This window comes from Nocardia barduliensis (genome assembly GCF_013315795.1).
Lineage (GTDB): Bacteria > Actinomycetota > Actinomycetes > Mycobacteriales > Mycobacteriaceae > Nocardia > Nocardia barduliensis.
Window position 1 is genome coordinate 93,716 of sequence record NZ_JABLTE010000001.1, and the last position, 24,756, is coordinate 118,471.

Here is a 24,756-nt window from a genome sequence, read left to right on the forward strand (position 1 = left end):
TACCGGTGCGGGTGGCCGCAGCCGCAGTGGGCTTTCGCGGCGTCAGAGGTGGACAACAGGTCGGCAGGGGAACAGATGCTGGTGAGGATCAGGCCCGGAGCGGAGCTTTCCGGCGCGGAGCAGGAATTCGTCGCGTGCCTGCGGTCGTACCCGTCGACCGGCCTCGCCGTGATCGATCTCGAGGCGGACAATCGGCGCGTCGACGCGGTGGTGTGGACGCCGCGTGGCCTGACCGTGCTGGAGGTGCACGGGTTCCAGCGCAGGCAGAGCGGCATTCTCAGCACTCCGGCCGAAGGGCCGTGGAAGATCAGTGACGCGCCGGTGGAACTGGACGACGCGGAATCCGGCAGCCCCGCCGACCGGGTGGAACACGGCATCTACGCGGTCAAGCACATGCTCCAGCGGGCGTTGCAGGACCCGGGGCACATCAGCGGCGCCGTCGTGCTCGTCCCGTTCCGCGGCGCCGTGGTGCGCCCGGCACGCACGAACCTGCGGCCGGGCTTGGACGTCGTCGTCGGAAACGTCACCGACGCGACCGAGCTGCGCATCTACCTGGAGGGCTTCTCCGCGGGACCGCGCAGCTGGACCGCGGACCGCGTGATCGGCGCGTGCGGCGCGCTCGGTCTGGCGCAGATCGCCCCGTCCCGCGCCGAACTGCTCGAAGCCGGCTTCGAGGAGAACATGCCGGAGCCCGTCACCACCATCGCGCGCACACCCAAGCCGCGCGTCGAGCCGACCCCCGGCTCCGCGACGAAGAGCCAGGCCTACGCGGGTTGGTCCGTCGTCGTGATCGCCGTGATCGGTGTGCTGTTCGTACTCGGCGTGATCGCCACCGCGCTGGCGCACGATTCGGCGCAACCGGGCCGGGTGACCGATCCGACGACGAGCGTGACTCCGTCGCCGCCCGCGTACCGGCCCGCCGACTGCTATCCGTTCCAGCCGAACTGCTGACCCGTCAATCCCGCACGGCGCGGCCCAGTTTGGTCAGGCGCAGCGCGTGCTGGGCACGGGCCAGCACGTGCGCGCGCGAGGTGTCGATATGGGCGGTGAGCGTGGCCGCCGCCGCGTCCACCGCACCGGACACCAGGTGCTCGGCGACCGCGATGTGCTCGGCGGTCATCGTGGCGATCCGTTCCGGGGTCGGCATGTCCAGCGTGCGCACCGGCCGCACCCGGACGTGCACGGCGGTGAGCGCCTCGGCGAGTGCGGTGTTGCCCGCGGCCGCGAGCAAGGTGGTGTGGAACCGTTCGTCGGCGGCCACCAGCGCGGGGCCCGGCTCGGGCGGGTCGTCGCGCAGCGCGCGCCAGGTCTCGAGTTCCGCGCGCACGAGATCCAGGTCGTGCCCTGGCGCTTCGCCGGCCGGACCCACCCGCCGCATGCCCCTTGCCTCCAGCACGAGCCGCAACTCGTAGAGGTGATCCAGTTCGTCCAGCCGGGGCCGGTACGGGTAGAGGCCGTCGGAGAGCCGCTCGACCACTCCGTCCGCCTGCAACCGGGCCAGCGCCTCGCGCACCGGGGTGCGCGACACCCCGTAGGCCTCGGCGAGGCGTTCCTCGCCGAGCCGCTCGGTCGGCACGATGGCTCCGGTGGCCAGATCCCGGCGCAAGGAGTCGTACACCTGCTCACGCAACGGAATCCGACCCCTGTCGCGGGTCATGGCGCTCAGATCGCCATCGCCGAGCGGACGTCGCTCTCGGCGTCCGCCCCACCCGCGCCCGTGGAGGTCACCCGGCCCGATCGCAGCACGTAGTAGCGCTGCGCCGCCTGCAAGGCGAAGCCGATGTGCTGTTCGACCAGCAGCACGCTCAGTCCGCCGCGCCGGGTGAGATCGATGATGGTGCGCTCGATCTCGGCGACCACCGACGGCTGGATGCCCTCGGTCGGCTCGTCGAGGATGAGCAGCTTCGGCTCGGTGATCAGCGCCCGCGCGATGGCCAGTTGCTGACGCTGGCCGCCCGACAGCAGGCCCGCTTTGCGGCCGAGCAGTTCGCGCAGCGCGGGGAACAGATCGAGCGATTCGTCGATCAGCGCCTTGCCGCGTTTCCGGCCGTCCGCTACCACCTGCAAGTTCTCCGCGGTGGTCAGTTGCGGGAAACTCTGCTGCCCCTGCGGTACGTACGCGATCCCGCGGCGCACCCGGCGTGACGGCGACAGTTTGGTGATGGTCTCGCCGTCGAACGCGATGCGCCCCGACTTCGTGCCGATCAGTCCGACCGCGGTGCGCAGCAGTGTGGTCTTCCCCGCGCCGTTGTGTCCCATGACGGCGACCACGCTGTCGTCCGGCACGGTCACCGAGACGCCGTGGATCACCTCGGTGCGGCCGTAACCGGAGTGGATATCGGTGAGTTCAAGCATCGCTATCCCCTTTCCGGGGTGACTCGGGGCTCGGCGCGGTCGAAGCGTCCTCCAGTTCGGTCCCCACGGCCGCGGCGGTGCCGAGATAGACCTCCTGGACTTTCGGGTCCGCCTGCACCTGTTCGACGGTCCCCTCGCTGAGCACCCTGCCGCCCGCGAGGACGGTGACCGAGGTGGCGAAGGCGCGCATGAAGTCCATGTCGTGCTCGACCACCACGACCACCCGGTCGCCGCCGATGCGGCGCAACAGGTTCCCGGTCTCCTCGCGTTCCTCGGCGCTCATCCCGGCCACCGGCTCGTCCAACAGCAGCACCGACGCGTTCTGCACCAGCAGCATGCCGATCTCGAGCCACTGCTTCTGCCCGTGCGCCAGCACCCCGGCGGGCTTGTCGCGCAGCTCGGCCAGACCGGTGATCTCCAACGCCTCCTCGATCGCGGGCAGCACCGATCTGCGGCGGCGCAGCATGGTGAGCGCCGAGCGGCCCGCGCCCGCGGCGATGTCGAGATTCTGCAGCACACTGAGTTGCTCGAACACGCTCGCGGTCTGGAACGTCCGCCCGACGCCGAGCCGGGCGATCCGGTGCACCTTCTTGCCGAGCAGTTCGACGCCGGTCTTCTGCGCCGACCCGGTCGCCGGGACCAGCCCGGTGATCGCGTCGATGAGGGTGGTCTTGCCCGCGCCGTTCGGGCCGATGAGGAAGCGCAGATCGCCCTGCAACACCGTCAGATCCACCTCGGTGACGGCCTTGAAACCGTCGAAACTGACCGAGAGGCCGCGGATCTCGAGGTACTCGCTGGACATCCCGGCGTTGCCGCCTGACTTCGGTTCGTGCGTCGTCTCGATCATCGCGATTCCACCTTCTCCGATGCCGGTTCCGGCCGCGTTTCGGCCACCACCACCGCGGGCGCGGTGGCGCGATGCCGGAACCGGTTGTCTCGCAGGCCCTTCAGCAGCGGCCACAGTCCCGCTAGACCCGCCGGGACGAAACCGACCACCACGATGAACAGCACGCCTTGCAGATAGGTCCACCCCGACGGGAACTCCTCGGAAAGCGCCGTCTGCGCCCAGGCCACGCCGATCGCGCCGAGCACCGGCCCGAGCAGGGTGGTCCGGCCGCCGATCGCGACGCCGATGAGGAACGCGATGGACGGAACCACCCCGATGTCGGCGGGGGAGATGATGCCGACGATCGGAGTGAACAGCGCACCGGCGATGCCGGCGAAGAACGCGGCGACCACGTAGGCGACGATCTTCACGTTGGCCGGGTCGTAGCCCAGGAAGCGCACCCGCTCCTCCTGGTCGCGCACCGCGACGAGCAGTTCGCCGTACCGGCTGTGCATCAGCTGCCGCACCAGCGCGACCACCACCAGCAACGCGCCCGCGGCGAGGAAGAACAGCATGCGCCGGTTGACCGGGTCGGACAGCTTGAAACCGAAGAAGGCGCGGAAGTCCGACAGGCCGGTGAATCCACCGATGGCCTGCTGGCCGGTCAGCAGAATGGCCAGCGCGGCGGCCAGCGCCTGGCTGAGGATGGCGAAGTAGGCGCCCTTCACGCGCCGCTTGAACACGCCGTAACCGAGCGCCGCGGCGACCAGGGCGGGCAGCACCAGGATGCCCAGCAGCGCGACCGGAGCCGACGCGAAAGGCTTCCAGAACGACGGCAGTTCCCGAATGCCCGCGATCTCCATGAACTCCGGCACGTCGTTGCCGAGCCGGGCCGCGTCGGCCATCTGCAGGTGCATGGCCATGATGTAGGCGCCGATCCCGAAGAACACGCCCTGACCGAGGGTGAGCATCCCGCCGCGGCCCCACGCCAATCCGATGCCCACCGCGACGATCGCGAAGCACAGGAACTTCGCCAGCAGGTTGAGCCGGAAATCGCTGAGCACGGCGGGCGCGACCGCGAACAACAGGATCGCGGCGACGGCGAATCCGGCCGAGGTGGTGAGCCAGGATCGCGCGCGCCACCGTTGTACGAGCGAGGTCATGCCAGGCTCCTTGTCCGGACGGTGAACAGGCCCTGCGGGCGGACCTGCAGGAAGATCACGATGACGACGAAGACCACGACCTTCGCGATGGACGCGGTGGTCGAGTACTCGATGTAGGAATTGAGCAGGCCGAGCGCGAACGCCGCGATCACCGTGCCCTTGATCTGGCCGAGCCCGCCGATGACCACCACTAGGAACGCGTCGATCAGGTAACTCTGGCCGATGGTCGGGCTGGTCGAGCCGATCAAAGTGAGCGCGACACCGGCCACGCCCGCCAGGCCCGAACCGATGAAGAACGTGCTGATGTCGGTGAAACGGCTGGACACACCCGAGGTTTCGGCCAGTCCGCGATTCTGCACCACCGCACGGATGCGGCGGCCGAGCGGAGTCGCCTTGAGCACCGCGGCCAGCGCGCTCACCGCCACGACCGCGAGGACGAGGATGAAGATGCGCGTCTTCGGCACCACCGCGCCCAGGATCGTGACGCCGCCGCTGAGCCACTCCGGCGCGACGACGTTCTTGGCCGGCGCGCCGAAGATGTCGCGGGCCAGCTGTTGCAGCACCAGCCCCACACCGAAGGTGACCAGCAGGGTGTCCAGCGGCCGGTCGTACATCCAGCGGATCAGGCCCATCTCCAGCGCCGCGCCGAGCAGGCCGCCGACGAGGAAACCGATCAGCAGGGAGACCACGAGCGAGACACCCGCCGACGAGACGACCTTCTGCACCACGTAGGTGGTGTAGCAACCGGCCATGATGAACTCGCCGTGCGCCATGTTGATCACGCCCATCTGACCGAAGGTCAGCGAGAGCCCGAGCGCGGCGAGCAAGAGGATCGATCCCAGACTCAGCCCGGTGAAGAGCTGTCCGATCACAACTTCCATGGGAGAAAGGCTCCTGTGTTGAATTGCCGCGCCTTCGCGCGGCGGGTTCGCGGCCCCTTTGTGGCTCGCGTTCGCGCGGCCGCCGCTTGCTCCTTCGTCGCGTACGCGGCGGCCGCGCAAACGCGAGCCGGGCCGCGAACGGGCAATGCTCGGTCTCGCTTCGCTCGAAAGTCGGGGTGGCGGTGCGCTGGGCGCGTGGGGAGCGTGCTTGCGGCCCGATGGTTCGCTTGGCCGTGCGGTTTGGTTGTGCCCCTTCGAGTCGAACTCTGGTTCTTCGGATTGTGTGATGTCGAGCGTTCGCGGCGCTCGGTCCGTTGCTGTCCGCGGCCCCCCTCATTACTCGCTCCGCGTGACCGCCCGCGCGCTTGCGTCGCTGGGCGGGCACCGGTAGCTGGGCCGCGGACAGCGGCGGACTACTTCAGGCCCTTGGCCCAGTCGTAGGACTTCAGGTAGGGGTCCGGCGTCACGGCCTTGCCGGAGTCCCACACGGTGTAAATGAGGCCGTCGGGACGGATCTCGCCGATCCGGGCGGTCTTGGTGATGTGGTGGTTGGCGCCGTCGATGGTGACCAGGCCCTCGGGGGCGTCGAAGCTGACGCCGTCGGCGGCGGCCTGGATGTCCGCCACCTGGAACGACTTCGCCTTCTCGACGGTGTTCTTCCACAGGTAGACCGACGCGTACGCGGCCTCCATCGGGTCCGAGGTGGGCTTGTCGGCGCCGAAGGCGGCCTTGTAGTCGGCGACGAATTTCTTGTTCACCGGGTTGTCGACGGTCTGGTAGTAGTTCCACGCGGTGAGCTGCCCGGCGATGTGCTGGGCGCCGATGCCTGCGACCTCTTCCTCGGCGATGGACACCGAGACCACCGGCATGTCGGCCGCCTTCAGGCCCGCGTTGCTGTACTCGCGGAAGAACGCGACGTTGGAGTCGCCGTTGAGGGTGTTGAACACCGCACCGGCCTTGGCGGTGCGGATCTTGTTCACGATGGTGGAGAAGTCGGTGGACCCGAGCGGGGTGTAATCCTCGCCCTTGATCTCGATGCCGTTGGCGGCGGCGTACGCCTTGATCTCGCGATTGGCGGTCTGCGGGAAGACGTAGTCGCTGCCGACCAGGTAGAGGGAGGTGATGCCCTTCTGCTTCAGATAGTCCAGCGCCGGGACGATCTGCTGGTTGGTGGTCGCGCCGGTGTAGAAGATGTTCTTGCTGTCCTCCAGGCCCTCGTACTGGACCGGGTAGTAGAGCAGCGAGTTCAGGCTCTCGAACTTCGGCTTCATCGCCTTGCGGCTCGACGAGGTCCAGCCGCCGAACACCGCGGCGACGCAGTCGGAGCTGATCAGCTTCTCCGCCTTCTCCGCGAAGGTCTTCGGGTCCGAGGCGCCGTCCTCGAGCACCAGATCGATCTTCTTGCCGAGCACGCCGCCCGCCGCGTTGATCTGGTCGACGGCCAGCTTGGTCGAGTTGGCGACGGTGACCTCGGAGATGGCCATCGTGCCGGACAGGGAGTGCAGCGAACCGACCTTGATCGAGTCTTTCGAGGTGTCCACGCAGGAGGCGGCGTTCGAGCCGGTGGTCGAGGCGTCGTCCTTGGCGCCACAGGCGGTCAGCAACAGGCCGGCGAGCGCGAGGGCGGTGGGCGCGGCCACCGCTCGGATCAAGCGCCCGGAGCGATGGGCGGCACGGGAATCTGGCATGGGGCGAACCCTCTCCTCATCAGGTGTTGCGGCGGCGTCGGCTGGGCGCCGCATCGAATACGGCCGTCTTCGCCCCGCTCACGGCTGTAGACGGGGCTGTATACAACAGCTGTATTCGTGCTGCGAACGGTAGACAGGAGTTGTTGCGCCGGAATATCTCTCGATGACAAGTCCGTTTCGTCTGTTTCACCGGTGTGAACCTTTTCCGTAAACGGACGATGAACAGTTGTGAGGTTGTGGCAAACCCGCTGGCCGGGGCGCAGATGGCTACGGTTGCGTAGCGTCGCCGCGATGCGGCACGCTTCGATTCGGACGACGGCTGAACCGTCCGATGCCGCGGCGGCGGGCCGCGGACTCGAGTCGAGGAGGACCCGATGGGCCACTACAAGGCGAACCTGAGGGATATCGAGTTCAACCTGTTCGAAGTGCTCGAGCTGGACAAGCTCTTCGATACGGGCGCGTACGGCGACCTCGATTCCGACACTGTCCGGGCGATCCTGTCCGAGGTGAAACGCTTGGCCGAGGGGCCGGTGGCGGACTCCTTCGCGGCGGCCGATCGCGATCCGGTGGTCTACGACGCGACCACGTTCTCGATCACTGTTCCGGAGCCGCTCCGTAGAACGGTCGCCGCCGTGCGCGACGCGGGCTGGAGCCGGCTCGGCATGCCGGAGGGCATGGGCGGCACCCCCGCGCCCGCGGTGCTGGTGTGGGCGGTCGCCGAGATGATCACCTGCGCCAATCCGTCGGCGTCGTTCTTCAACATGGGCCCGGTGATGGCGTCGGTGCTGTACAACGTCGGCACCGAGCAGCAGCGGCACTGGGCCACGCTCGGCTTCGAAAAGGGCTGGCAGGGAACCATGGTGCTCACCGAGCCCGACGCCGGTTCCGACGTGGGCGCCGGGCGTACCAAGGCGATCCGCCAAGAGGACGGCAGCTGGCACATCGAGGGCGTCAAGCGGTTCATCTCCGGCGCCGAGGTCGGCGACACCGCCGAGAACGTCTTCCATCTGGTGCTGGCCCGCCCCGAGGGCGCCGGACCGGGCACCAAGGGTCTGTCGCTGTTCTACGTGCCGAAGTTCCTGTTCGATCCCGAGACCTTGGAACTGGGCGAGCGCAACGGCGTGTACGTCACCGGGGTCGAGCACAAGATGGGCCTGAAATCCTCACCCACCTGCGAACTGACCTTCGGCGGTCACGGCATTCCGGCCAAGGGCTGGCTGGTCGGCGAGGTGCACAACGGCATCGCGCAGATGTTCCAGGTGATCGAGAACGCCCGCATGATGGTCGGCGTCAAATCCTCCGGCACCCTGTCCACCGGCTACCTCAACGCGCTCGACTACGCCAAGGAACGGGTCCAGGGCGCCGACCTGACCCAGATGACCGACAAGGCCGCGCCCCGCGTGCCCATCACCCAGCATCCGGACGTGCGGCGCTCGCTGGCCATGCAGAAGGCGTACGCGGAAGGGCTGCGCGCGGTGTACCTCTACACCGCCGCCCACCAGAACGAGGATGTAGCCCAGCTCGTTTCGGGCGCCGACCCAGATCTGGCACATAGGGTGGACGATCTGCTGCTGCCGATCGTCAAGGGTGTGGGCTCCGAGCGGGCCTACCAGTACCTGACCGAGTCGCTGCAAACCCTCGGTGGTTCCGGCTTCCTGCAGGACTACCCGATCGAGCAGTACATCCGCGACGCCAAGATCGACTCCCTCTACGAGGGCACCACCGCCATCCAGGCCCAGGACTTCTTCTTCCGCAAGATCATCCGCGACAAAGGCGTGGCGCTCGGCCACGTCAACGCGCGGATCGCGGCGTTCCTGGACGCGAAGACCGGCCGCTTCGGCGCCGAGCGCGAACTGCTGCGCACGGCCGCGGAGGACGTGCAGGCGATGGCGGCCACGCTCACCGGCTACCTGATGGCGGCCCAGCAGACTCCCACCGAGCTCTACAAGATCGGCCTCGGTTCGGTGCGCTTCCTGCTCGCGGTGGGCGACCTGCTCATCGGCTGGCGGCTGCTGGTGCAGGCGGAGATCGCGGCCGCCGCACTGGCCGCCGACCCGCCGGACAAGGACCGCGCCTTCTATGCCGGGAAGGTCGCCGTCGCCGGCTTCTTCGCCAAGAACGTGCTGCCGAACCTCACCGCCGTGCGCGGGATCATCGCCGCGCTCGACAACGACATCATGAACCTGGAGGAGGGGGTGTTTTGATTTCCAGCGCCTGCGGCGCTGGGTGTTCGCGGCCCCCTTGTGGCTCGCGGGCCGCGAACGGCGGATGCTCGGTCTCGCTTCGCTCGAAGCCTGTGGTTGTGGTGCGCCGGGCGCGTCGGGGTTGGAGTTTCGGACGAATTGCGCGCGCTTGGCGGGTAAAGGCCGGGGTGAGCGGCTACCGCCAGACCTCGACTGTGGTGCCGTGACGGAGTGCGGTGTACCCGGATCAGCTGTGGTCGACCGTGGCGGGCAGCCGACGTCGTGTCAGTGCTCGGGCGGGGACAGGAGTTTGAGCACGACGGGGCGGGACAGGGTGCCGGATACCTGTCTGGCGAGTTGGTTGGCGCTCGCGCCTGCGGTGTGCGCCGCTCGGAGGGCGGTGGCGAGTTCCGCGCGTGCGGCTTCGGCGGCGGCCTGGGCGTCGCGCAGGCGCTGGGCGGCCCGGTCGACCGCGGACTGCTGGTCACTGCCGGTCAAATCGTTGACCAGTTCGACCTCGGGAAGCCGGGCTTCCGGCTCGCCCGAGGCCGGGTCGCGCCGCATCGCCGCCCTGGCGAACTCCATCAGGAACGCGCGCGTGGCGTCCTTGTCCTGCGCGGCGGCCTCGCCGAGCAGCAGCCTGGTGGTCTGCGGGACCGCGTGCGACCAGTTGGCCAGGCCGCACAGTGCCAGCAGCAGGCGACCGGCGTTCGCGGAGTCCACGTCGAACTGCTCGCGGGCGCGGTCTGATTTGCGCACGTAGTGCGCGGCGCGCCAGCCGTCGATGTCGTGCGCGTCCGCGCCGCGGTGCAGCGCTTCCCAGAGCATCAGCCGCAACAACTGCGGGTTGTCCCGGTGATAGTCGAACAGCTTGCCGACGTACGCGCCGGGTTCGGTGTCGGCCAGCGGCTTCACCACGTCGATGAACTCGCGCAGCGTGTCGATCAGGATGACGTCGAACAGCTTGTCCTTGCTGCCGAACAGGCCGTAGATGCGCTCCTTGTTGACGCCCGCCGCCTCCGCGATCCGGTCGACCCGCGCTCCGGCCAGCCCGTAGCGGGCGAATTCGTCGCGCGCGGCGCGCAACAGAGCCTGTCTGGTCGCGTCACTGCGTTTCATCGTGGCCGTCATGGCGAACACTTTACCATTCCATTAAACCAACTATTTGGTTGACAGCGAGCGCGCTCCGGGCCTACCTTCGATCCATGGCAATGCCCACCTTCCAGTCCGTGGCTCCGGCCCGGACGCGCACCCGAGACGCCTCTCCGCGTGCCCACACCGGGCGCACCCTGCCCTTCTTCGTCCTGTCCGCCCTGCTGGCCACGGGCCAGATGTATGTCCCTATCCCGCTTTTCACCGCCATGCGGGCCGACTGGGGCGTCGGTTCGGCCGCGATGACCTGGATCATCAGCGCGTTCGCCTTCGGCTACGCAGGCGGCTTCGTCCTGTTCGGGCCACTGTCGGATCGCTACGGTCACCGCCGGGTACTGGTCACCGGGATGCTGGTTGCCGCAGTGGTCACACTATTGACCGGTCTGGCGTTCAGTGCGCCGGTGGCCGTCGGCCTGCGGGTCGCGCAGGGCTTGGTGGTCGGCTCGATTCCGCCCGCGATCATGGCCTATGTCGCCACCCGCATCGCTCCCGCGCACCGTGCCGTAGCCACCATGTCGGTCGCCACCTCGTTCCTCGCTGCGACAGTGGTAGCGCAAATCGTCTCGCAGTGGATGGTGGGCGCGTTCCCGTGGCGCACCGTATTCGTCGCCTCCGCGATCGTCTTCGCCGTGCTCGCACTGGTGCTGCGGTCCGCGCTGCTGCCGGACGTGCCCACCGGACGGGACCGGCCGCTGCGGCACAGCTACGCCGCGATTCCCGCGGTGCTGCGCATCCGGGCGCTGGTGCCGATGCTGATCGCGGGCGCGATGAGCATGGCGGTCATGGTCGGGGTGTACACCGGCCTCGAACTGACCGGGGTGGTGCGTGGCTCCGGCGAACTGCTCGCGCTGCGTGCGGGCGCGCTCCCGGTGATGCTCGCGCTGCCCGTGCTCGCGGTGCCGCTGGCCCGGCTCTCCAAGCACGGTCAGGTCGTGCTCGGCGTGCTGATCGCCGCAACGGCCATGGTGATCGCGACCTTCGAGGGAACCCACCCGGCCGTGCTGGCCGTCCTGCTCGCCGTCCTGGTCGGCGGGCTCGGCATCATCGCTCCTGCGGTACTGCAGAGCGCGGGCGAACTGGGCGGCGAATCCCGCGCCGCCGCCATGTCGGTCGCCATGTTCAGCTTCTACGTGGGCGCGACCATCGGCCCGCTGGTCGCGGCCGCCGCGGCGCCCCACGGCTTCGCGACCCTCGCTTGGACACTCGCGCTGTTGCTGGTCGCCGCGCTGGGTATGACGGTGGCCGGACTGCGTAGGCGGCCGAAGGTGCACGCCGCCTGACCGAACATGAATCCGGCCGGTGTCGCCGCGCCGATACCGGCCGGACGTTCGTCGTCATGAGCCGCCGGTTCGCTTCGCAGAGTCACCCGGCCGGCGCAGGCGCTCGTAGACGTCGTACGCCTCAGGTCCCATCGATGTCGGTGGCGTGGTGGAACTCGCGGGCCATTCGCGTGGCCGTCGTCACAGCGGCGGCCCGCGCCTGCTCAGCCGTCGCATCGGTGGCACTGCGCGTCAGGCGACCGCCGACCGTGCCGCCCTACGTGGCCCGGATGGTGTGACGCCGAGCGGCGGGCGATTACTTGAGCACATAGGGCGAAACGGAGCTGCGATGTTCGCTGATGTCGAGCACCTTGCCCAAGGGCGGGAAGGCGCGCTGCGGGCAGTTGGCGCGTTCGCAGACCCGGCAGCCCGCACCGATCGGCGTCGGCTGCACTTCGTCGAGATCGATGCCGTCGGCGTAGATCACGCGGGCCGCGTGCCGCAGTTCGCAGCCGAGACCGATGGCGAAGGTCTTGCTCGGCTGGCCGAATCGGGTGGCGCGGCGTTCCACCGTGCGCGCCACCCACAAGTATTTGCGGCCGTCGGGCATCTGCGCGATCTGGGTCATGATCTTGCCGGGATAGGCGAAGGTCTCGTAGACGTTCCACAGCGGACACGTCCCGCCGCTCGCGGAGAAGTGGAAGCCGGTGGCGGACTGGCGCTTGGACATGTTGCCCGCCCGATCAACCCGCACGAACGAGAACGGCACGCCGCGCAGCGACGGCCGCTGCAGCGTGGAGAGCCGGTGACAGATGGTCTCGTAGCTCTGGGTGAAGAACGCCGACAGCCGTTCGATGTCGTAGCGGAAGTCCTCGGCGACCTCGTGGAAATGCGTGTACGGCAGCACCGTCGCCGCGGCGAAGTAGTTGGCCAAGCCGAGCATGGCCAGCTTGCGCGCGTCCTCGGACGCGAAATTTCCCTCCTCGACCAGCTTTTCCAGCAACTCGCCGCACTCGAAGTAGGCCAGTTCGGCGGCGAGCTTGAACGACCGCTGCCCGCCGGACAGGTGCGGGGCGATCTCCAGGTTCCGCGTCTGCGGGTCGTAGCGGTGCAACACGCCCTCGCCGAGGTCGATGCGCTCGGTGATCCGCACGTCGTGCGCGCGCAGCATCCTGGCGACCTCGCTGTTCACGTCGCCGCCGTGGAAACGGATGCGCGCGGTGAGGTCCTCGGCGGCCGTGTCCAGCTCGTGGATGTAGTTCTGGCGCTGGTAGAAGTAGTCGCGCACTTCCTCGTGCGGTTTGCTGATCGCCCCGCTGCCCGCGCTGTCGGCGAACCGGTCCTCGGTGGCCGCGGCCAGCTGCGCGGAGGTGTTGCGGTAGCGATTGTGCATGTTGACCAGCGCGCGGGCCATGCTCGGGTGCGCCGAGACCATGTCCGCGATCTCCTGGGCGTCGGCCTCGATGCCGAGCTCCTGGTCCATCACCACCTCTTGGAGTTCGGCGATGAGGCGGGTGTCGTCCTGGGCGGAGAAGAAGGTGGCGTCGACGCCGAACACGTCGCTGATCTTCAGCAACACCGGGACAGTGAGCGGCCGCACGTCGTGCTCGATCTGGTTGAGATAGCTGGCCGAGATCTCCAGCTGCTGGGCCAGGGAGACCTGGCTCAGCCCGCGTTCGGTCCGCAGCTGACGCAACCGAGCGCCGACGTAAGTCTTGGCCATGCGTCCAGTTTATGGGCGCTTTCGCATCCGTGCCAATCGGTCATTAACACCCGGTTACGCCCCGATGTCGTACCCGGCGGCTACCGTCGGCAGAGTGTTGTTCTCGGATGTCGTCGTGGCCTCGGAGACCGTGCGCGCGACCAGGTCACGCAAGACGAAGATCGCCACGTTGGCGCAGCTGCTGACCTCGGCCGCGGCCGAGGAACTCGCACCGGTGGTCGCGTGGGCGTCCGGCGAGCTGTTGCAGGGGCGGATCGGCACCGGATGGCGCACGCTCGTCACCCTCGACAGCGCGCCCGCGCCGGTGGCGACGCTGTCGGTGGCGGCGGTGCACGCCGCGCTGAGCGATCTGGCAGGCACCTCGGGCGCCGGTTCCGCCGCCCGGCGAAAGGAGCTGCTCGCGGCGCTGTGGTCCGCGGCGACGGCGGACGAACAGGGCTTTCTGGTGCGCCTGCTCACCGGCGAACTGCGTCAGGGTGCGCTCACCGCCGTGGTCGCCGAAGCCGTCGCGGCCGCCGCGGGCGTGCCGCCGGAGCTGGTGCGCCGGGCATACATGTTGTCGGGCCGGTTGCCGGTCACCGCGGTCGCGGCGCTGACCGGCGGCGCCGCGGCGCTCGCGGAGTTCCGGCTCGAAGTCGGCCGCCCGATCCAGCCCATGCTCGCCTCGCCCGGTGCGACGCTGGACGAGGCGCTGATCGAGTTCGAGGGCGAGGTGAGCGTCGAGCACAAGCTGGACGGCGCCCGCATCCAGGTGCACCGGGACGGTGACCGGATCCGGGTGTTCACCCGGACGCTGCGGGAGATCACCGCGGGCGTCCCGGAACTGGTCGAGCTGGTCGCGGCCTTGGACTGCGCGAGCGTCGTGCTGGACGGGGAGACTCTGGCGCTCACCGATTCCGGGCGGCCACGCCCGTTCCAGGAGACGATGAGCCGCTTCGCCGAGGTGAGCTCCACCCGGGAACTGCTGCTGCACCCGTATTTCTTCGACTGCCTGCACCTGGACGGTCAGGACCTGCTCGACGCCCCACTGTCCGAGCGGCGCGCCGCGTTGACGAAGGTGGCCGGGGCGCACGCCATTCCGGCGCTGCTGCGACCGGACGCCGAGACGGCCGCCGAATACTTCGACGGCGCGCTGGCCGCGGGGCACGAGGGCGTGATGGTCAAGTCGCTGACCGCGCCCTATGCCGCGGGCAGGCGGGGCAGGGCCTGGCAGAAGATCAAGCCGACGCACACCCTCGATCTGATCGTGCTCGGGGCGGAGTGGGGTTACGGGCGCCGCACCGGCTACCTGTCGAACCTGCACCTGGGCGCGCGCGACCCGGAGACCGGCGAGCCGGTCATGGTCGGCAAGACCTTCAAGGGGCTCACCGACGCGCTGCTGCAGTGGCAGACCGCCGAATTCCCGCGCCACGAGCGCTCTCGCGATCAGCACACCGTGTATCTGTGGCCGGAACTCGTCGTCGAGATCGCCTTGGACGGCGTGCAGGTCAGTCCGCGCTACCCCGGCGGTGTCGCCCTGCGATTCGCTCGCGTGGTGCGCTACCGCCCCGACAAAGAACCCGCCGAAGCGGACACCATCGACACGGTTCGCGCGCTGCTGCCGTGAGCGTCGCCGCGATGTGAAGCGCACTCGCTCCCGCGCCGGGCGCGTGTCGGGCGTGCCGAGCGCGTCGAGCCACTGTAAGTATGGGCAGCGCAAGGTTCCGGATGGCCGCCACAATGCACATGGTCCGGCCGGTTCGTGCTTCCGGACAAGGAATCGGCGGGCGGGTGGGATGATGCGAAATGTGTTGTGCGGGCGGTATGCCCGACTGGTAGTGGCGTTGCTCGGCGCCTTGGCGGTGGGCGCGGTCGGTACGCCCGCGCAGGCGAATCCGATCGAGCAGTTCCTCACGCCCTCGCGCGAGTACTCGGGCATCCTGCCCACGCCGCTCAACGATCCGTTCTACGTGCCGCCGCCGGAATTCGAGACCCTCCCTCCCGGCACGATTCTCGCGTCCCGTCCGGGCGGCACCGGGCTGACCGTGTTCCCGTTGCAGTCGACCGAACTGCTGATCCGGTCCACCGATGCCAAGGATCGTCCGGTGCCGGTGGTCGCGACGCTGCTCGTGCCGCGCGCGCCGTGGCCAGGGCCGGGGCCGCGCCCGGTGCTGTCGTTCAATGCCGCGATCGACTCGCTCGGGCATCGGTGCGCACCGTCCTACGAACTCAGGACCGAACTGTCGGCCAAGTTGTGGGCCGCCCAGATACCGCTGGCCAAGGGCTACGCGGTGCTCATCCCGGACCATCAGGGCCCGCGGCAGGCATACGGGGCGGGACTGATGGCCGGGCACGCGGTGCTCGACTCGATCCGTGCCGTGGTGGCTGCGCCGGAGCTGGGGTTGCACCCGGACGCGCCCACGGTGGTGACCGGATACTCCGGCGGCGCGATCGCCAGCGGATGGGCCGCCCAGCTGGCCCCGGAGTACGCGCCCGAGCTGAACCTGGTGGGCGCGGCGTTCGGCGGCGTTCCCGCCGACTTCGGCATGCTGCTGTCCACCATGAACGGCCGCAACGCCGCCTCCGGAGTCTTCTTGGCCGCGACGCTCGGGCTGGCGCGGGAATATCCCGAGCTGCTCGGCCTGATGAACGACAACGGCTGGCGACTGGCCCAGATCGGCAAGGACCTGTGCATGACAGCGGAGGAGTTCGCCGGTGTCGTGGCGCCGATTCCGGTGCAGGCGCTCACGCATGCCGCCGCGCCCACCGAACTGCCGATGGTGCGAGAGATCCTGGCCGCCAATCGGCTGGGTGCGCGCGCGCCGACGGCACCGGTCTTCCTCTACCACGCCACGCACGACCCGTGGGTGCCGCTGGCCGGCGCGGAAAACCTCTACGCGGACTGGTGCGGCGGCGGGACCTCGGTGGATTTCCAGGTCTATCTCGGCGAACACTTCCTGGTCGGTCTCAGCGGCATCCCCGGCGCGAACTCCTGGATCGATGATCGGTTCGCCGGGCGTCCGGTGGCCGCGCACTGCACCCGATCCGGCTGACCAGGACGAACCGGATCGGTCCTGATCGGTCGACGCGACTTTCGGTCACCGGCACGGCTGTGGCGATCGAGGGTGCAGCAGACTGGAGGCGTGACCGTCGAATTACTGGTTCTGTTGATCGTCATCGTCACGGCGCTCGCATTCGATTTCACGAACGGCTTCCACGACACCGCCAACGCGATGGCGACCTCGATCGCCACCGGAGCGCTGCGGCCGCGCGTGGCGGTCGCGCTCTCGGCGGTGCTGAACCTGCTCGGCGCGTTCCTGTCGGTGGCCGTGGCCGCCACCGTGGCGAAGGGGATCGTGCGGCTCGACGCGGTCGGAGGCCACGACCTGCTGGTGATCGTGTTCGCCGGTCTGGTCGGCGGGATCCTGTGGAACCTGCTCACCTGGCTGCTGGGGCTGCCGTCGAGTTCGTCGCACGCGCTGTTCGGCGGTCTGATCGGGGCGACGCTGGCCGCGCTCGGCTGGAGCGGGGTGATCTGGGCGTCCGGCTCGGACGGCGTGCTGACCAAGATCGTCCTTCCCGCCGTGCTCGCGCCGATCGTGGCCGCGCTGGTCTCGGCGATCGGCACCTGGCTGGTCTACCGGATCACTCGCAAGGCCGAAGCGGACAAGGTCACCGAAGGTTTCCGCTGGGGGCAGATCGGCTCAGCCTCGCTGGTCTCGCTGGCGCACGGCACGAACGACGCGCAGAAGACGATGGGCGTGATCTTCCTCGCGCTCGTGGCGCACGGCACGCTCACCAAGGACGACGACCTGCCGCTGTGGGTGATGGCCGCGTGCGCCGTCGCCATCGCGGCGGGCACCTATCTCGGCGGCTGGCGGATCATCCGCACGCTGGGCAAGGGCTTGGTCGAGATCGACTCGCCGCAGGGGCTCGCGGCGGAATCCGCCTCCGCCGCGATCATCCTGACCTCGGCCCACTTCGGGTTGCCGCTGTCCACCACCCAGACCGCGACCGGCTCGATCCTCGGCACGGGCCTCGGCAAGGGCGCCGAGGTGCGCTGGGGCGTGATGGGCCGGATGGTGGTCGCCTGGCTGCTCACCCTGCCGCTGGCCGCGGGGGCCGGGGCGATCTGCTGGGCCGTCGCGCACGTCGTCGGCGGGCTGGCCGGGGTGCTCGTGGTCTTCGGTCTCCTGCTCGTGCTGTCGGCGCTGATGTACCTGCGGTCGCGGCGCGATCCGGTGCACACCGGCAACGTCAACGAGTGGCCGGGCGAGGGGACCGATCCGCCTGCGCCCGCCGCGGGCGAGCGGGCCACGTCGGCGGATTCGAACCACTCGGCCCAGGTGTAGGAGGACACGCGTGCATACTCTCGTCACGAATCTGAACGCGCTGTGGAAAGTCACCGTGGCCGGGCTGATACTCGGAGCGGGGCTGCCGATGATCTTCGCGATCGGAGTGCGGTTCTGGTCGATGACCGTGACGACCGACGCGAGTACCGGCACGGTGCGGCGCAATTACCCCGCGCTCGCGATCGCGCTGACGTGCTTCGCGCTGGTCGTCGTGGCCGTCGTCAGCGGAATCCTGTATACGGCGAAGGCGTTTCTCGCCGCCAGATTCGGCATCCATCTGTTCGGACAGGCGTGAGGAGTGCCGGCGTGACCGATCCAGTGAGACCCGCCGCGGCCCGGCCGAAGCTGCTCGGCAAGGTGCTGGGCTGGCTGCGCGCGGGCTACCCGCGAGGTGTTCCCCAGTCGGACTACGTCGCCCTGTTCGCGGTACTGCACCGGCACCTCACCGACTACGAGGTGGTCGCCGTCGCGGAGGAACTGGTCGCGTCCTATCCGGACAGCCGGATCAGTCGCGCCGAGATCGAGCGGGCCATCGCCCGGTTCGCCATGGAGCAGCCGGACGAGCGGGACGTCGCCCGCGTCGCCTCCCATCTGGCCGCGGGCGGCTGGCCGCTGGCCGATCCGCCCGCCGATTCCGACTGAGCGGAGCCGCCGCCGATGCCACCCTTCCTGAACGCGATCATCGGCTGGCTGCGGGTCGGGTACCCGGAGGGTGTCCCGGACGCCGACTACATCCCGCTGCTCGCGCTGCTGCGCCGCCGCCTGTCCGACGAGGAGGTGGCCCGGATCGCCGCCGCGCTCACCGGTGCGGGCGGGGCGGACATCGAGGCGACCGACATCCAGGTGATGATCACCAAGATCACCAACGACATGCCGTCCGAAGCGGACGTGGCCCGGGTGCGCGCCCGGGTGGAAGCCAACGCGTGGCCGGACTTGGACGAGGCGTGAGTGGCGGTTGTTCAGGTGGGCGGGGCCGGGGGCCGTCCGATCCATCCCGTCACGGTGGTGCCCGGGCCCGGTCGTTTTTCGCCGGCCCGCCCGCGCTTACTTGGGTATGACGATGGGACAGGACATGGCGCCCACGGCGCAAGCGAACGACTGGATCAGGTTCTGGACTACCGCGGCGGAACCGGTGCCGATCGAACTGCTGCCCGTACCGGTGGTTTCCGCGGCGGCCGGGCCTGCGGCGGTGACAAGTCCCGTGGTGACGGCGATAGCAGCGACACCGATGCGCAGTGTCCGAGTCGAGAGAGTCATGACCGAATCGTATGGTTCTGCCGCGGATTTCGGCTGCCCCCTAATACGGGGGCTGCTTCGGCCTGTCCGGGTGGGGTGGCGAGGCGCGAGTCAGGGCTGTTCGCGCGGGCCGCTGAGGTAGGGCAGGCGGCGCAGGCCCGCCGCGACTTCGTAGGCGAGATCCTCGTAGCCCAGCGCCAGTTCCGCGAGGCGCTCCCACGCGTTGTGCACCGCCCATTCCGGCGCGCCGGAGAGGATCTCGTACGCGCAGGCGGAGAACTGGGCGAGACGGTCGATCACCATGCCCACGGTTTCGGTGTGCATGTGCGCGCCGCCGTGCGGCAGTGGCGCCTGGGTGGCGACCCAGCGGTCGATGGCGAGGACGAGCCGGGCGCGATGCCGGTCGATGTCGTCGGCCCCGCCCAGCGCGCAGCGCAGGCGGCGCTGGTGCAATCCCGCGAGTAAGTGGGCGGACTCCAGGATCGGGTGGGCGCGGCGCGGCGCGGTACGGCAGGCGTGCAAGACAAGTTCTTTGGTCGGCAGTGGTTCCACTGCGAAAACCCCCTGGATCGAATGGTCGCGTCACGCGAGACGCGAGGATCATCGACGATGTCGCCCGCCCGGGCGCGGCAATCGGTACCTATCGCCCATCGGTCCGGTGTCCCACGGCGATTCGAGGACGACGAGGCCGACGGCCTCCAGCGCCGTCAGCCCGAACCGGCGCACCAGCTCCTCCGTCAACGAGACCAGCTCCGCCGCTTGGATCGCCGCCGTCGCCTGCTCCGTGGACACCTTCCGGCCGCGCAGAAAGGACACCACCCACGTGTCCTCACTCACGCGCCGCGCCTGATGCGGCGTCCGATCGCTCACGATCCAATTCCGGTCGACGACATGCACGGACATCAGAACCCCCTCCATCCCCACCGAGCGGGTTCGTGCGAAGCCCCCGCCTGTGATGCGCAACACAGGAAGCGTAGGGGCCGAGCGCTGGAGAAGTCAAGTTGACCAGTCAATTTGACAAACTCGGCGCGCCGTGGATGCAGGTACGGTCATCTGCACGAACAGCCGGAGCCGGAAGGATTCATCGGACGATGGCACCACTCTCGCCCACGGTCGCGCGCTGGGAGCTCATGCTCCGAATCAAGCGCCGCCGCACCGAGTTCGACGTCTCCGCGTCGGTCATCGTCAAGGAACTCGGTTTCACGCTGTCGTACTGGTCGAAGGTGGAGAAAGAACGCGTACTGGCCGAGGACAAGCTGCGAAAGCTGATGAGCCTGCTGGAATTCGACCCGGACGAGCGTGCGGAGATGCTGCGTCTGCGGGAGATCGCCAAGCGGCGCGGGTGGTGGTCGGAGTACGCGGGGTTGCTGTCGGAGGAAGTGACACGCCTCTACGGATTGGAGCACGGGGCCGAGCGCGTCCGCACCTACGAAAGCGTCTTGATCCCTGGGCTGTTGCAGACGAGCGAGTACGCACGCGCGATCTTCACCAACGACCACGCCCGGGTTCGAAGGGTAGAGATCGACCGGTGGGTCGAGATCCGCATGCGCCGCCAGGAAAGACTGACCGGGCCCGATCCGCTGTGCCTCGTCGCCGTGATCGGTGAAGCGGCGATCACCCAGCGCACCGGTGGCGTCGACGTGCTTCGCGGGCAACTCCGCCAGCTCGCGACCTTGATCGAGCGCTACCCGGAAACTGTGGACATAAGGATCATCCCGTTCGACGCGCCGGGTGGAGTATTGCTCGGCGGGGCGACATTTCACGTGATGGGCTTCGAAAGCGCGCTGCTGCCGGACGTCGCCTGGAGTGAGACTCTCGTCCAGCTCGGGCTGATCGAGGACACCGAGCCCGTGCGGCATCTCAACGCGCTGTTCGACAGCGCGCTCGCCGAGCACGCCATGTCCAGGACCGATTCGCTCTCCTTGATCGAGACCAAAGCGGACGGCTTGTAATCTCCAGATTGTGGATAACACGAATTTCCCTGTGCGGGGCTGGTTCAAGTCGTCCCATTCCAGCGACAGTCAGGCATGCGTAGAGGTGTGCTTCGACGGCGGCCGTGTGCTGGTCCGGGACAGCAGGTTCCAGGGTGCGCCGGACGCGTCGCCCATCCTGGCGTTCACGCCGACCCAGTGGGCAGCACTCACCGCGGCGATCCGCGCCGCCGAATTCGCCTGATCGGAAAGCGTCCGGCGTCTCCCAGCCGACTCTCAGCTTCAGTACACCCGGCACTCAGCTCCACCCGGAAGAGTGACCCCGTCGGTGCGAAGCGATCCATCGACAGCTCAACCGGTGGACAACTGCCCTGCCCACCACAACCGGCCGGCGGCGCGTAAACCCTCGCACGCGCCGCCGGCCGATCGCTTTCCGCAAGCGGGCGCTTGGCCGTGGTGAATCGCGCGCAGACCTATCGGCGGAGCCACTCGTGCTCAGCCGCTGTGTTCGATGCAGAACTCGTTGCCTTCCGGGTCGCGGAGAGTCACCCAGCCGAGGCCGTCGGGAGTTCGGTGGTCTTCGTGCAGGGTCGCCCCCAAGCCCAGCACGCGATCGACTTCCTCGTCGCGGGTGCGCGTGGTGGGCATCCAGTCGAGATGGACGCGGTTCTTCACCGTCTTCGTCTCGGGTACTCGGATGAACAGCAGGCCGGGTGTGCCGTCCGGCGCTTCGAGGACGGCATAGTCGGGGCCGTCCGCTTCCGTCACCGGCCATCCGGTGACGTCGCTCCAGAAGGACGCGAGGGTGGCGGGGTCGCGACAGTCGACCGTCACGTGCCGAATGATCATCTCACCACCTAATCACTCGGTTCCCGCTTCGTGGCGGAAGGCTTTGCGGCCGGTCAGGCGAGGAGGCGAAGGAAGTGTTCGACTTCCGACTGAACGGCGGCGCGGGCGGGCGTGAGGTACTTGCGTGGATCGGAGAGGCGGGGGTCGTTCGTGAGGCAGGTGCGGATGGCGGTTGTCATCCGGATGTTGAGGCGGGTGGCGATGTTGATCTTCGTCATGCCGTGTTCGACGGCCGCGCGCAGTCCTTGATCGGGGACGCCGGATGAGCCGTGCAGCACCAAGGGGACCGGGACTTTCGCGGCCAAGTGGGCGATCAGGTCGTTGTCGAGTTCGGCGGTGCGGGTGTGCATGGCGTGCGAGGAACCGACGGCGACCGCCAGCGCGTCGACGCCGGTCGCCCGGACGAACTCGACCGCCTCGTCGGGATCGGTGCGCGCGCCGGGTGCGTGCGCGCCGTCCTTGCCGCCCACTTCGCCGAGTTCGGCTTCGATGTGCACGCCGCGGTCGTGGCACCAAGCGGTGATCGCGGCGGTGGCGGCTAGGTTGTCGGCGTAATCGAGGGCGGAACCGTCGTACATGACCGAGCGAATCCCGAGATCGACTGCGGTGTGGATCAATTCGGCACCGGTGGCATGGTCGAGATGGACCGCGGCGGCGGCGTCGCTGTCGGCGGCGATGCGCAGGCAGGCGAGGGCGAGTGGGGCGATGCCACGGCGATGGGTCGCGGTGTTCTCCGACAGTTGCAGGACCACCGGGCGCTTCGTCGATTCCGCGGCCGCCACGATCGCCTCGGCGTGCTCGAGGGTTATCACGTTGAACGCGCCGAGTCCGCCCGGACGGGCCGCCGCGATCAGCTCCGGAATCGAGATCAGCGGCATAGGGCGCGCTTTCGCGCGGCGGTGCGGCCGGTCTGCGCCTGCGAATCGGTCCGATGCGGGGACCGATTCTCGGTGTCGGTGCGGTGGGCGACAGTCACGAGGAAGCCTTCTGCGGAGTGGGTAAGTCCAGTTCTCGAACGCGGACCGTGGGGGCCAGGCGGGTGCGCATACCGCGGTCGATCTCACCGGCCACCGGGACGACCACGGCGGCCGCCGACGTCGCGACCGCGTCGGTGAGCAGGGCGGGCCAGTCGGTGCGCGGTTCGGACGAGAGGGCGGCGATCACCGCCGCCACCGCGGCATCGCCCGCGCCGGTGGGATTTCCGGCGAGCGGTTCGGGGAGCACCGCCGACCAGGCGCCGTCGGCGGTCACCGCGGTGATCCCCGCATGGCTGCGCGTCGCGATCACGGCGCGCACTCCGTTCTCGATCAGCGGTTCGGCGACGGCCACGATCTCGTCGGCGGTCGCGGGTTCCGCGCCGGTGAGCCGCTGTAATTCGGCCTCGTTCGGCATGAGCACGATGCCCGGCACCTGGGCGGCCAACCGCAGCGCCTCGCCGTCGACGTCACAGATGGTCGGCACGTCGGCCGCGATCGCGGTGCGCGCGATCTCGGCGGGCAGCGAGGGTTCGATCCCGCCCGGCAGCGAACCGGAGATGACCAGACCGGCGATATCGGGCAGCAGGCCGGCCACCCGCACCGCCAACTGCTCGGCGGCATGCGGATTGGAGACGCGGGCCCCGGGTTCCCATAGCGCGGTGGCCGTGCCGTCCTCGGATTCGCTGATCACCACCGTGCGGCGCACCCAGGGCAGCGCGTGCACGAAGTCGACCGGCATCTCCAATTCGGCGGCGGCCGCGAAGGCGTGGTCGGAGAACCCGGTTGCCCTGGCGTATTTGCCGAGCTGATTCAGCACCCGGGTCACGTTGATGCCCTTGCCGCCGATGCGCTGCTCCACCGACCGGACCCGGTGGGCCTGCCCGCGCTCGAAGCGTTCGACGCGATAGGTCATGTCGTACGCGGGATTCATTGTCACGGTGAGAATCACCTCAACCACTGTCCACGTCTGAGCACCCCGCGCAAGTGGAGATTGTCACTGGCTGTCAATATATCGGCGAAATGGCCGGGCCGCAGGTCACCGACGCCGGTGAGCCCGAGTGCGGCGGCAGGCACCGAGGTGGCCGCGAGCACCGCCGCCCGCAGCGGGACACCAGATTCGCGCACGGCGCGCGCCAGGCACTCCAGCAGGGTGCTCACGCCGCCCGCGATCGACCCGTCGGCGATCCGCGCCACTCCGTCGCGCACCGTCACCGGTTGCGGCCCGAGCCGGTATTCGCCGTCGCCGAGCCCCGCCGCCTGCATGGCATCGGTGACCAGCGCGACGCGGCCCGGCGCGGTCGCGAACACCAGCGCGGTGAAGCCCGGGTCCACGTGCACGCCGTCGCCGATCAGCTCCACGATCGCGTCCCCGGCGGCGGCGGCGACCAGCGCCGCGGCGACCGGGCCCGGACGCCGGTGGTGCAGCGGCGGCATGCCGTTCGCCAAGTGCGTCACCAGGCTGGCCGAACCGTGGGGAAGCAAGGAATTCCGGAAGGACACGTAATCGGTGTCGCTGTGGCCGAGGGCCACCACCACGCCGTTGTCGACCAGCCGCCGCGCGACCTCCGCGTAGCCGGAAAGTTCCGGCGCCAGCGTCATCGCGCGCAGGTGCGCGCCTCCCGCGGCCAGGAGCTGGTCGGTCAGCCCGAGATCGGGGTCGCGCAGGAAGCGCGGGTCCTGCGCGCCGCATCGCGCCCGCGCCAGGAACGGCCCCTCGACATGGATGCCGCCGAGCACGCCTTCCTCGGCGAGTTCGCGCAGCACCGCGGTCTGCGCCACCATCTCCGCTGCGGGGCCGGTGACCACGCTGGCCACCACCGTGGTCGAGCCGTGCGCGTGATGCGATCGCGCCGCCTGCCGGGCGTGCGCACCGTCCACGGTGTCGAACCGATAACCGAATCCGCCGTGATTGTGAATATCCACAAGCCCCGGCAGCACGGTTCCAGAAAATGGCGGCTCAGGTAAACCGGGATGCGCCGCGCGCCATTGCGCGAACGACCGAACCGCCTCGATCCGGTCCCCGGACACCATCACCACCCCGTCGTCCAGCGCGACGCTGGCGGAGACGATGCGCCCCCGGATCAGCAACTCGGTGTGTGCGGTCATGTCAGTGCACCTCGGTTCGCGATTCGGGTGCCCACCGTGCGGGACCGGTCGGCGAATGTGGGGTTCGGCCGTGCCGCTCGCGGTGCCGGGCCGTCC

Annotated in this window: 26 protein-coding genes; 11 read left to right on the forward strand and 15 right to left on the reverse strand. The window is 69.1% G+C overall.

Features of this window, described 5'->3' with window-relative positions; all coding sequences use genetic code 11:
* The first annotated feature begins 75 nt into the window (after positions 1-75).
* Complete coding sequence (locus HOV91_RS00485) at positions 76-951, forward strand: NERD domain-containing protein (RefSeq protein ID WP_174183385.1); 876 nt, start codon at positions 76-78, stop codon at positions 949-951.
* A gap of 4 nt (positions 952-955) precedes the next feature.
* Here HOV91_RS00485 and HOV91_RS00490 read toward each other — a convergent pair whose 3' ends face one another.
* The 6 genes from HOV91_RS00490 to urtA all read right to left on the reverse strand — a co-directional run bounded on the left by HOV91_RS00490 (position 956) and on the right by urtA (position 6,913).
* Positions 956-1,657 (reverse strand): GntR family transcriptional regulator, encoded by a 702-nt coding sequence (locus HOV91_RS00490; RefSeq protein WP_174183386.1) that lies wholly within the window; start codon positions 1,655-1,657, stop codon positions 956-958.
* A 5-nt stretch (positions 1,658-1,662) separates the two neighbouring features.
* A complete protein-coding gene (gene urtE / locus HOV91_RS00495; protein ID WP_174183387.1) occupies positions 1,663-2,355 on the reverse strand; it encodes an urea ABC transporter ATP-binding subunit UrtE in 693 nt (230 codons plus the stop codon).
* A complete protein-coding gene (gene urtD / locus HOV91_RS00500) occupies positions 2,348-3,202 on the reverse strand; it encodes an urea ABC transporter ATP-binding protein UrtD (protein ID WP_174183388.1) in 855 nt (284 codons plus the stop codon). The genes urtE and urtD overlap by 8 nt, the downstream gene beginning before the upstream one ends.
* Positions 3,199-4,344 carry an urea ABC transporter permease subunit UrtC gene (gene urtC, locus HOV91_RS00505; RefSeq protein ID WP_174183389.1) on the reverse strand — a complete coding sequence of 382 codons (1,146 nt, stop codon included), beginning with the start codon at positions 4,342-4,344 and terminating at the stop codon, positions 3,199-3,201. The genes urtD and urtC overlap by 4 nt, the downstream gene beginning before the upstream one ends.
* Entirely contained in the window at positions 4,341-5,225 is an 885-nt protein-coding gene (gene urtB / locus HOV91_RS00510; RefSeq protein ID WP_174183390.1) for an urea ABC transporter permease subunit UrtB, read from the reverse strand. Before urtB ends, urtC begins: the two co-directional genes overlap by 4 nt.
* A 413-nt stretch (positions 5,226-5,638) precedes the next feature.
* Entirely contained in the window at positions 5,639-6,913 is a 1,275-nt protein-coding gene (gene urtA / locus HOV91_RS00515) for an urea ABC transporter substrate-binding protein (protein WP_174183391.1), read from the reverse strand.
* Between the two features lie 374 nt (positions 6,914-7,287).
* Here urtA and HOV91_RS00520 point away from each other — a divergent pair, with 374 nt between their 5' ends.
* The gene (locus HOV91_RS00520; protein ID WP_174183392.1) at positions 7,288-9,117 is read left to right on the forward strand and encodes an acyl-CoA dehydrogenase; all 1,830 of its coding nucleotides are present in this window, start codon (positions 7,288-7,290) and stop codon (positions 9,115-9,117) included.
* A 264-nt stretch (positions 9,118-9,381) separates the two neighbouring features.
* On the opposite strand, the gene HOV91_RS00525 is transcribed toward HOV91_RS00520, so the two are convergent.
* Positions 9,382-10,227, reverse strand: coding sequence for a TetR/AcrR family transcriptional regulator (locus tag HOV91_RS00525; RefSeq protein WP_246349621.1), 846 nt, complete (start codon positions 10,225-10,227; stop codon positions 9,382-9,384).
* Positions 10,228-10,301: 74 nt separating this feature from the next.
* Here HOV91_RS00525 and HOV91_RS00530 point away from each other — a divergent pair, with 74 nt between their 5' ends.
* Positions 10,302-11,528, forward strand: a complete 1,227-nt coding sequence (locus tag HOV91_RS00530; protein WP_174183393.1) for an MFS transporter — start codon at positions 10,302-10,304, stop codon at positions 11,526-11,528.
* A 295-nt stretch (positions 11,529-11,823) separates the two neighbouring features.
* On the opposite strand, the gene ramB is transcribed toward HOV91_RS00530, so the two are convergent.
* Positions 11,824-13,230, reverse strand: a complete 1,407-nt coding sequence (gene ramB / locus HOV91_RS00535) for an acetate metabolism transcriptional regulator RamB (RefSeq protein ID WP_043733585.1) — start codon at positions 13,228-13,230, stop codon at positions 11,824-11,826.
* Between the two features lie 94 nt (positions 13,231-13,324).
* Between ramB and HOV91_RS00540 the strand changes: the two genes are divergently transcribed.
* The 6 genes from HOV91_RS00540 (at position 13,325) to HOV91_RS00565 (ending at position 18,509) form a co-directional block, all read left to right on the forward strand.
* The gene (locus tag HOV91_RS00540; RefSeq protein ID WP_174183394.1) at positions 13,325-14,836 is read left to right on the forward strand and encodes an ATP-dependent DNA ligase; all 1,512 of its coding nucleotides are present in this window, start codon (positions 13,325-13,327) and stop codon (positions 14,834-14,836) included.
* A 169-nt stretch (positions 14,837-15,005) separates the two neighbouring features.
* Positions 15,006-16,262 carry a lipase family protein gene (locus tag HOV91_RS00545; RefSeq protein ID WP_246349624.1) on the forward strand — a complete coding sequence of 419 codons (1,257 nt, stop codon included), beginning with the start codon at positions 15,006-15,008 and terminating at the stop codon, positions 16,260-16,262.
* A 90-nt stretch (positions 16,263-16,352) separates the two neighbouring features.
* On the forward strand, positions 16,353-17,561 hold the full coding sequence (locus HOV91_RS00550; protein WP_174183395.1) for an inorganic phosphate transporter: 1,209 nt from the start codon (positions 16,353-16,355) through the stop codon (positions 17,559-17,561).
* 10 nt (positions 17,562-17,571) lie between these two features.
* Positions 17,572-17,856: a hypothetical protein gene (locus HOV91_RS00555; protein ID WP_174183396.1), complete on the forward strand. Its 285-nt coding sequence runs from the start codon at positions 17,572-17,574 to the stop codon at positions 17,854-17,856.
* Positions 17,857-17,867: 11 nt separating this feature from the next.
* On the forward strand, positions 17,868-18,203 hold the full coding sequence (locus HOV91_RS00560) for a DUF3349 domain-containing protein (protein WP_174183397.1): 336 nt from the start codon (positions 17,868-17,870) through the stop codon (positions 18,201-18,203).
* A gap of 15 nt (positions 18,204-18,218) precedes the next feature.
* Positions 18,219-18,509 carry a DUF3349 domain-containing protein gene (locus HOV91_RS00565; RefSeq protein ID WP_174183398.1) on the forward strand — a complete coding sequence of 97 codons (291 nt, stop codon included), beginning with the start codon at positions 18,219-18,221 and terminating at the stop codon, positions 18,507-18,509.
* Positions 18,510-18,605: 96 nt separating this feature from the next.
* Here HOV91_RS00565 and HOV91_RS00570 read toward each other — a convergent pair whose 3' ends face one another.
* The 3 genes from HOV91_RS00570 to HOV91_RS00580 form a co-directional block, all read right to left on the reverse strand.
* The gene (locus tag HOV91_RS00570; RefSeq protein ID WP_174183399.1) at positions 18,606-18,818 is read right to left on the reverse strand and encodes a hypothetical protein; all 213 of its coding nucleotides are present in this window, start codon (positions 18,816-18,818) and stop codon (positions 18,606-18,608) included.
* A gap of 90 nt (positions 18,819-18,908) precedes the next feature.
* Positions 18,909-19,349 (reverse strand): DUF4254 domain-containing protein, encoded by a 441-nt coding sequence (locus HOV91_RS00575; RefSeq protein WP_174183400.1) that lies wholly within the window; start codon positions 19,347-19,349, stop codon positions 18,909-18,911.
* A gap of 48 nt (positions 19,350-19,397) precedes the next feature.
* Positions 19,398-19,634, reverse strand: coding sequence for a hypothetical protein (locus tag HOV91_RS00580; protein ID WP_174183401.1), 237 nt, complete (start codon positions 19,632-19,634; stop codon positions 19,398-19,400).
* Between the two features lie 254 nt (positions 19,635-19,888).
* Here HOV91_RS00580 and HOV91_RS00585 point away from each other — a divergent pair, with 254 nt between their 5' ends.
* Together HOV91_RS00585 and HOV91_RS00590 are read left to right on the forward strand one after the other, a co-directional pair.
* Positions 19,889-20,749 (forward strand): DUF5753 domain-containing protein, encoded by an 861-nt coding sequence (locus HOV91_RS00585; RefSeq protein ID WP_174183402.1) that lies wholly within the window; start codon positions 19,889-19,891, stop codon positions 20,747-20,749.
* A 10-nt stretch (positions 20,750-20,759) separates the two neighbouring features.
* The gene (locus HOV91_RS00590) at positions 20,760-20,972 is read left to right on the forward strand and encodes a DUF397 domain-containing protein (protein WP_312884409.1); all 213 of its coding nucleotides are present in this window, start codon (positions 20,760-20,762) and stop codon (positions 20,970-20,972) included.
* Positions 20,973-21,223: 251 nt separating this feature from the next.
* Here HOV91_RS00590 and HOV91_RS00595 read toward each other — a convergent pair whose 3' ends face one another.
* From HOV91_RS00595 to HOV91_RS00610, 4 genes are all read right to left on the reverse strand, one after another.
* Positions 21,224-21,577: a VOC family protein gene (locus HOV91_RS00595; RefSeq protein ID WP_174183403.1), complete on the reverse strand. Its 354-nt coding sequence runs from the start codon at positions 21,575-21,577 to the stop codon at positions 21,224-21,226.
* A gap of 53 nt (positions 21,578-21,630) precedes the next feature.
* Entirely contained in the window at positions 21,631-22,455 is an 825-nt protein-coding gene (locus HOV91_RS00600) for a class II fructose-bisphosphate aldolase (RefSeq protein ID WP_174183404.1), read from the reverse strand.
* 94 nt (positions 22,456-22,549) lie between these two features.
* Positions 22,550-23,491, reverse strand: coding sequence for a hexose kinase (locus HOV91_RS00605; protein WP_312884410.1), 942 nt, complete (start codon positions 23,489-23,491; stop codon positions 22,550-22,552).
* Between the two features lie 8 nt (positions 23,492-23,499).
* Positions 23,500-24,660: an N-acetylglucosamine-6-phosphate deacetylase gene (locus HOV91_RS00610; RefSeq protein ID WP_174183405.1), complete on the reverse strand. Its 1,161-nt coding sequence runs from the start codon at positions 24,658-24,660 to the stop codon at positions 23,500-23,502.
* Positions 24,661-24,756: the final 96 nt, after the last annotated feature.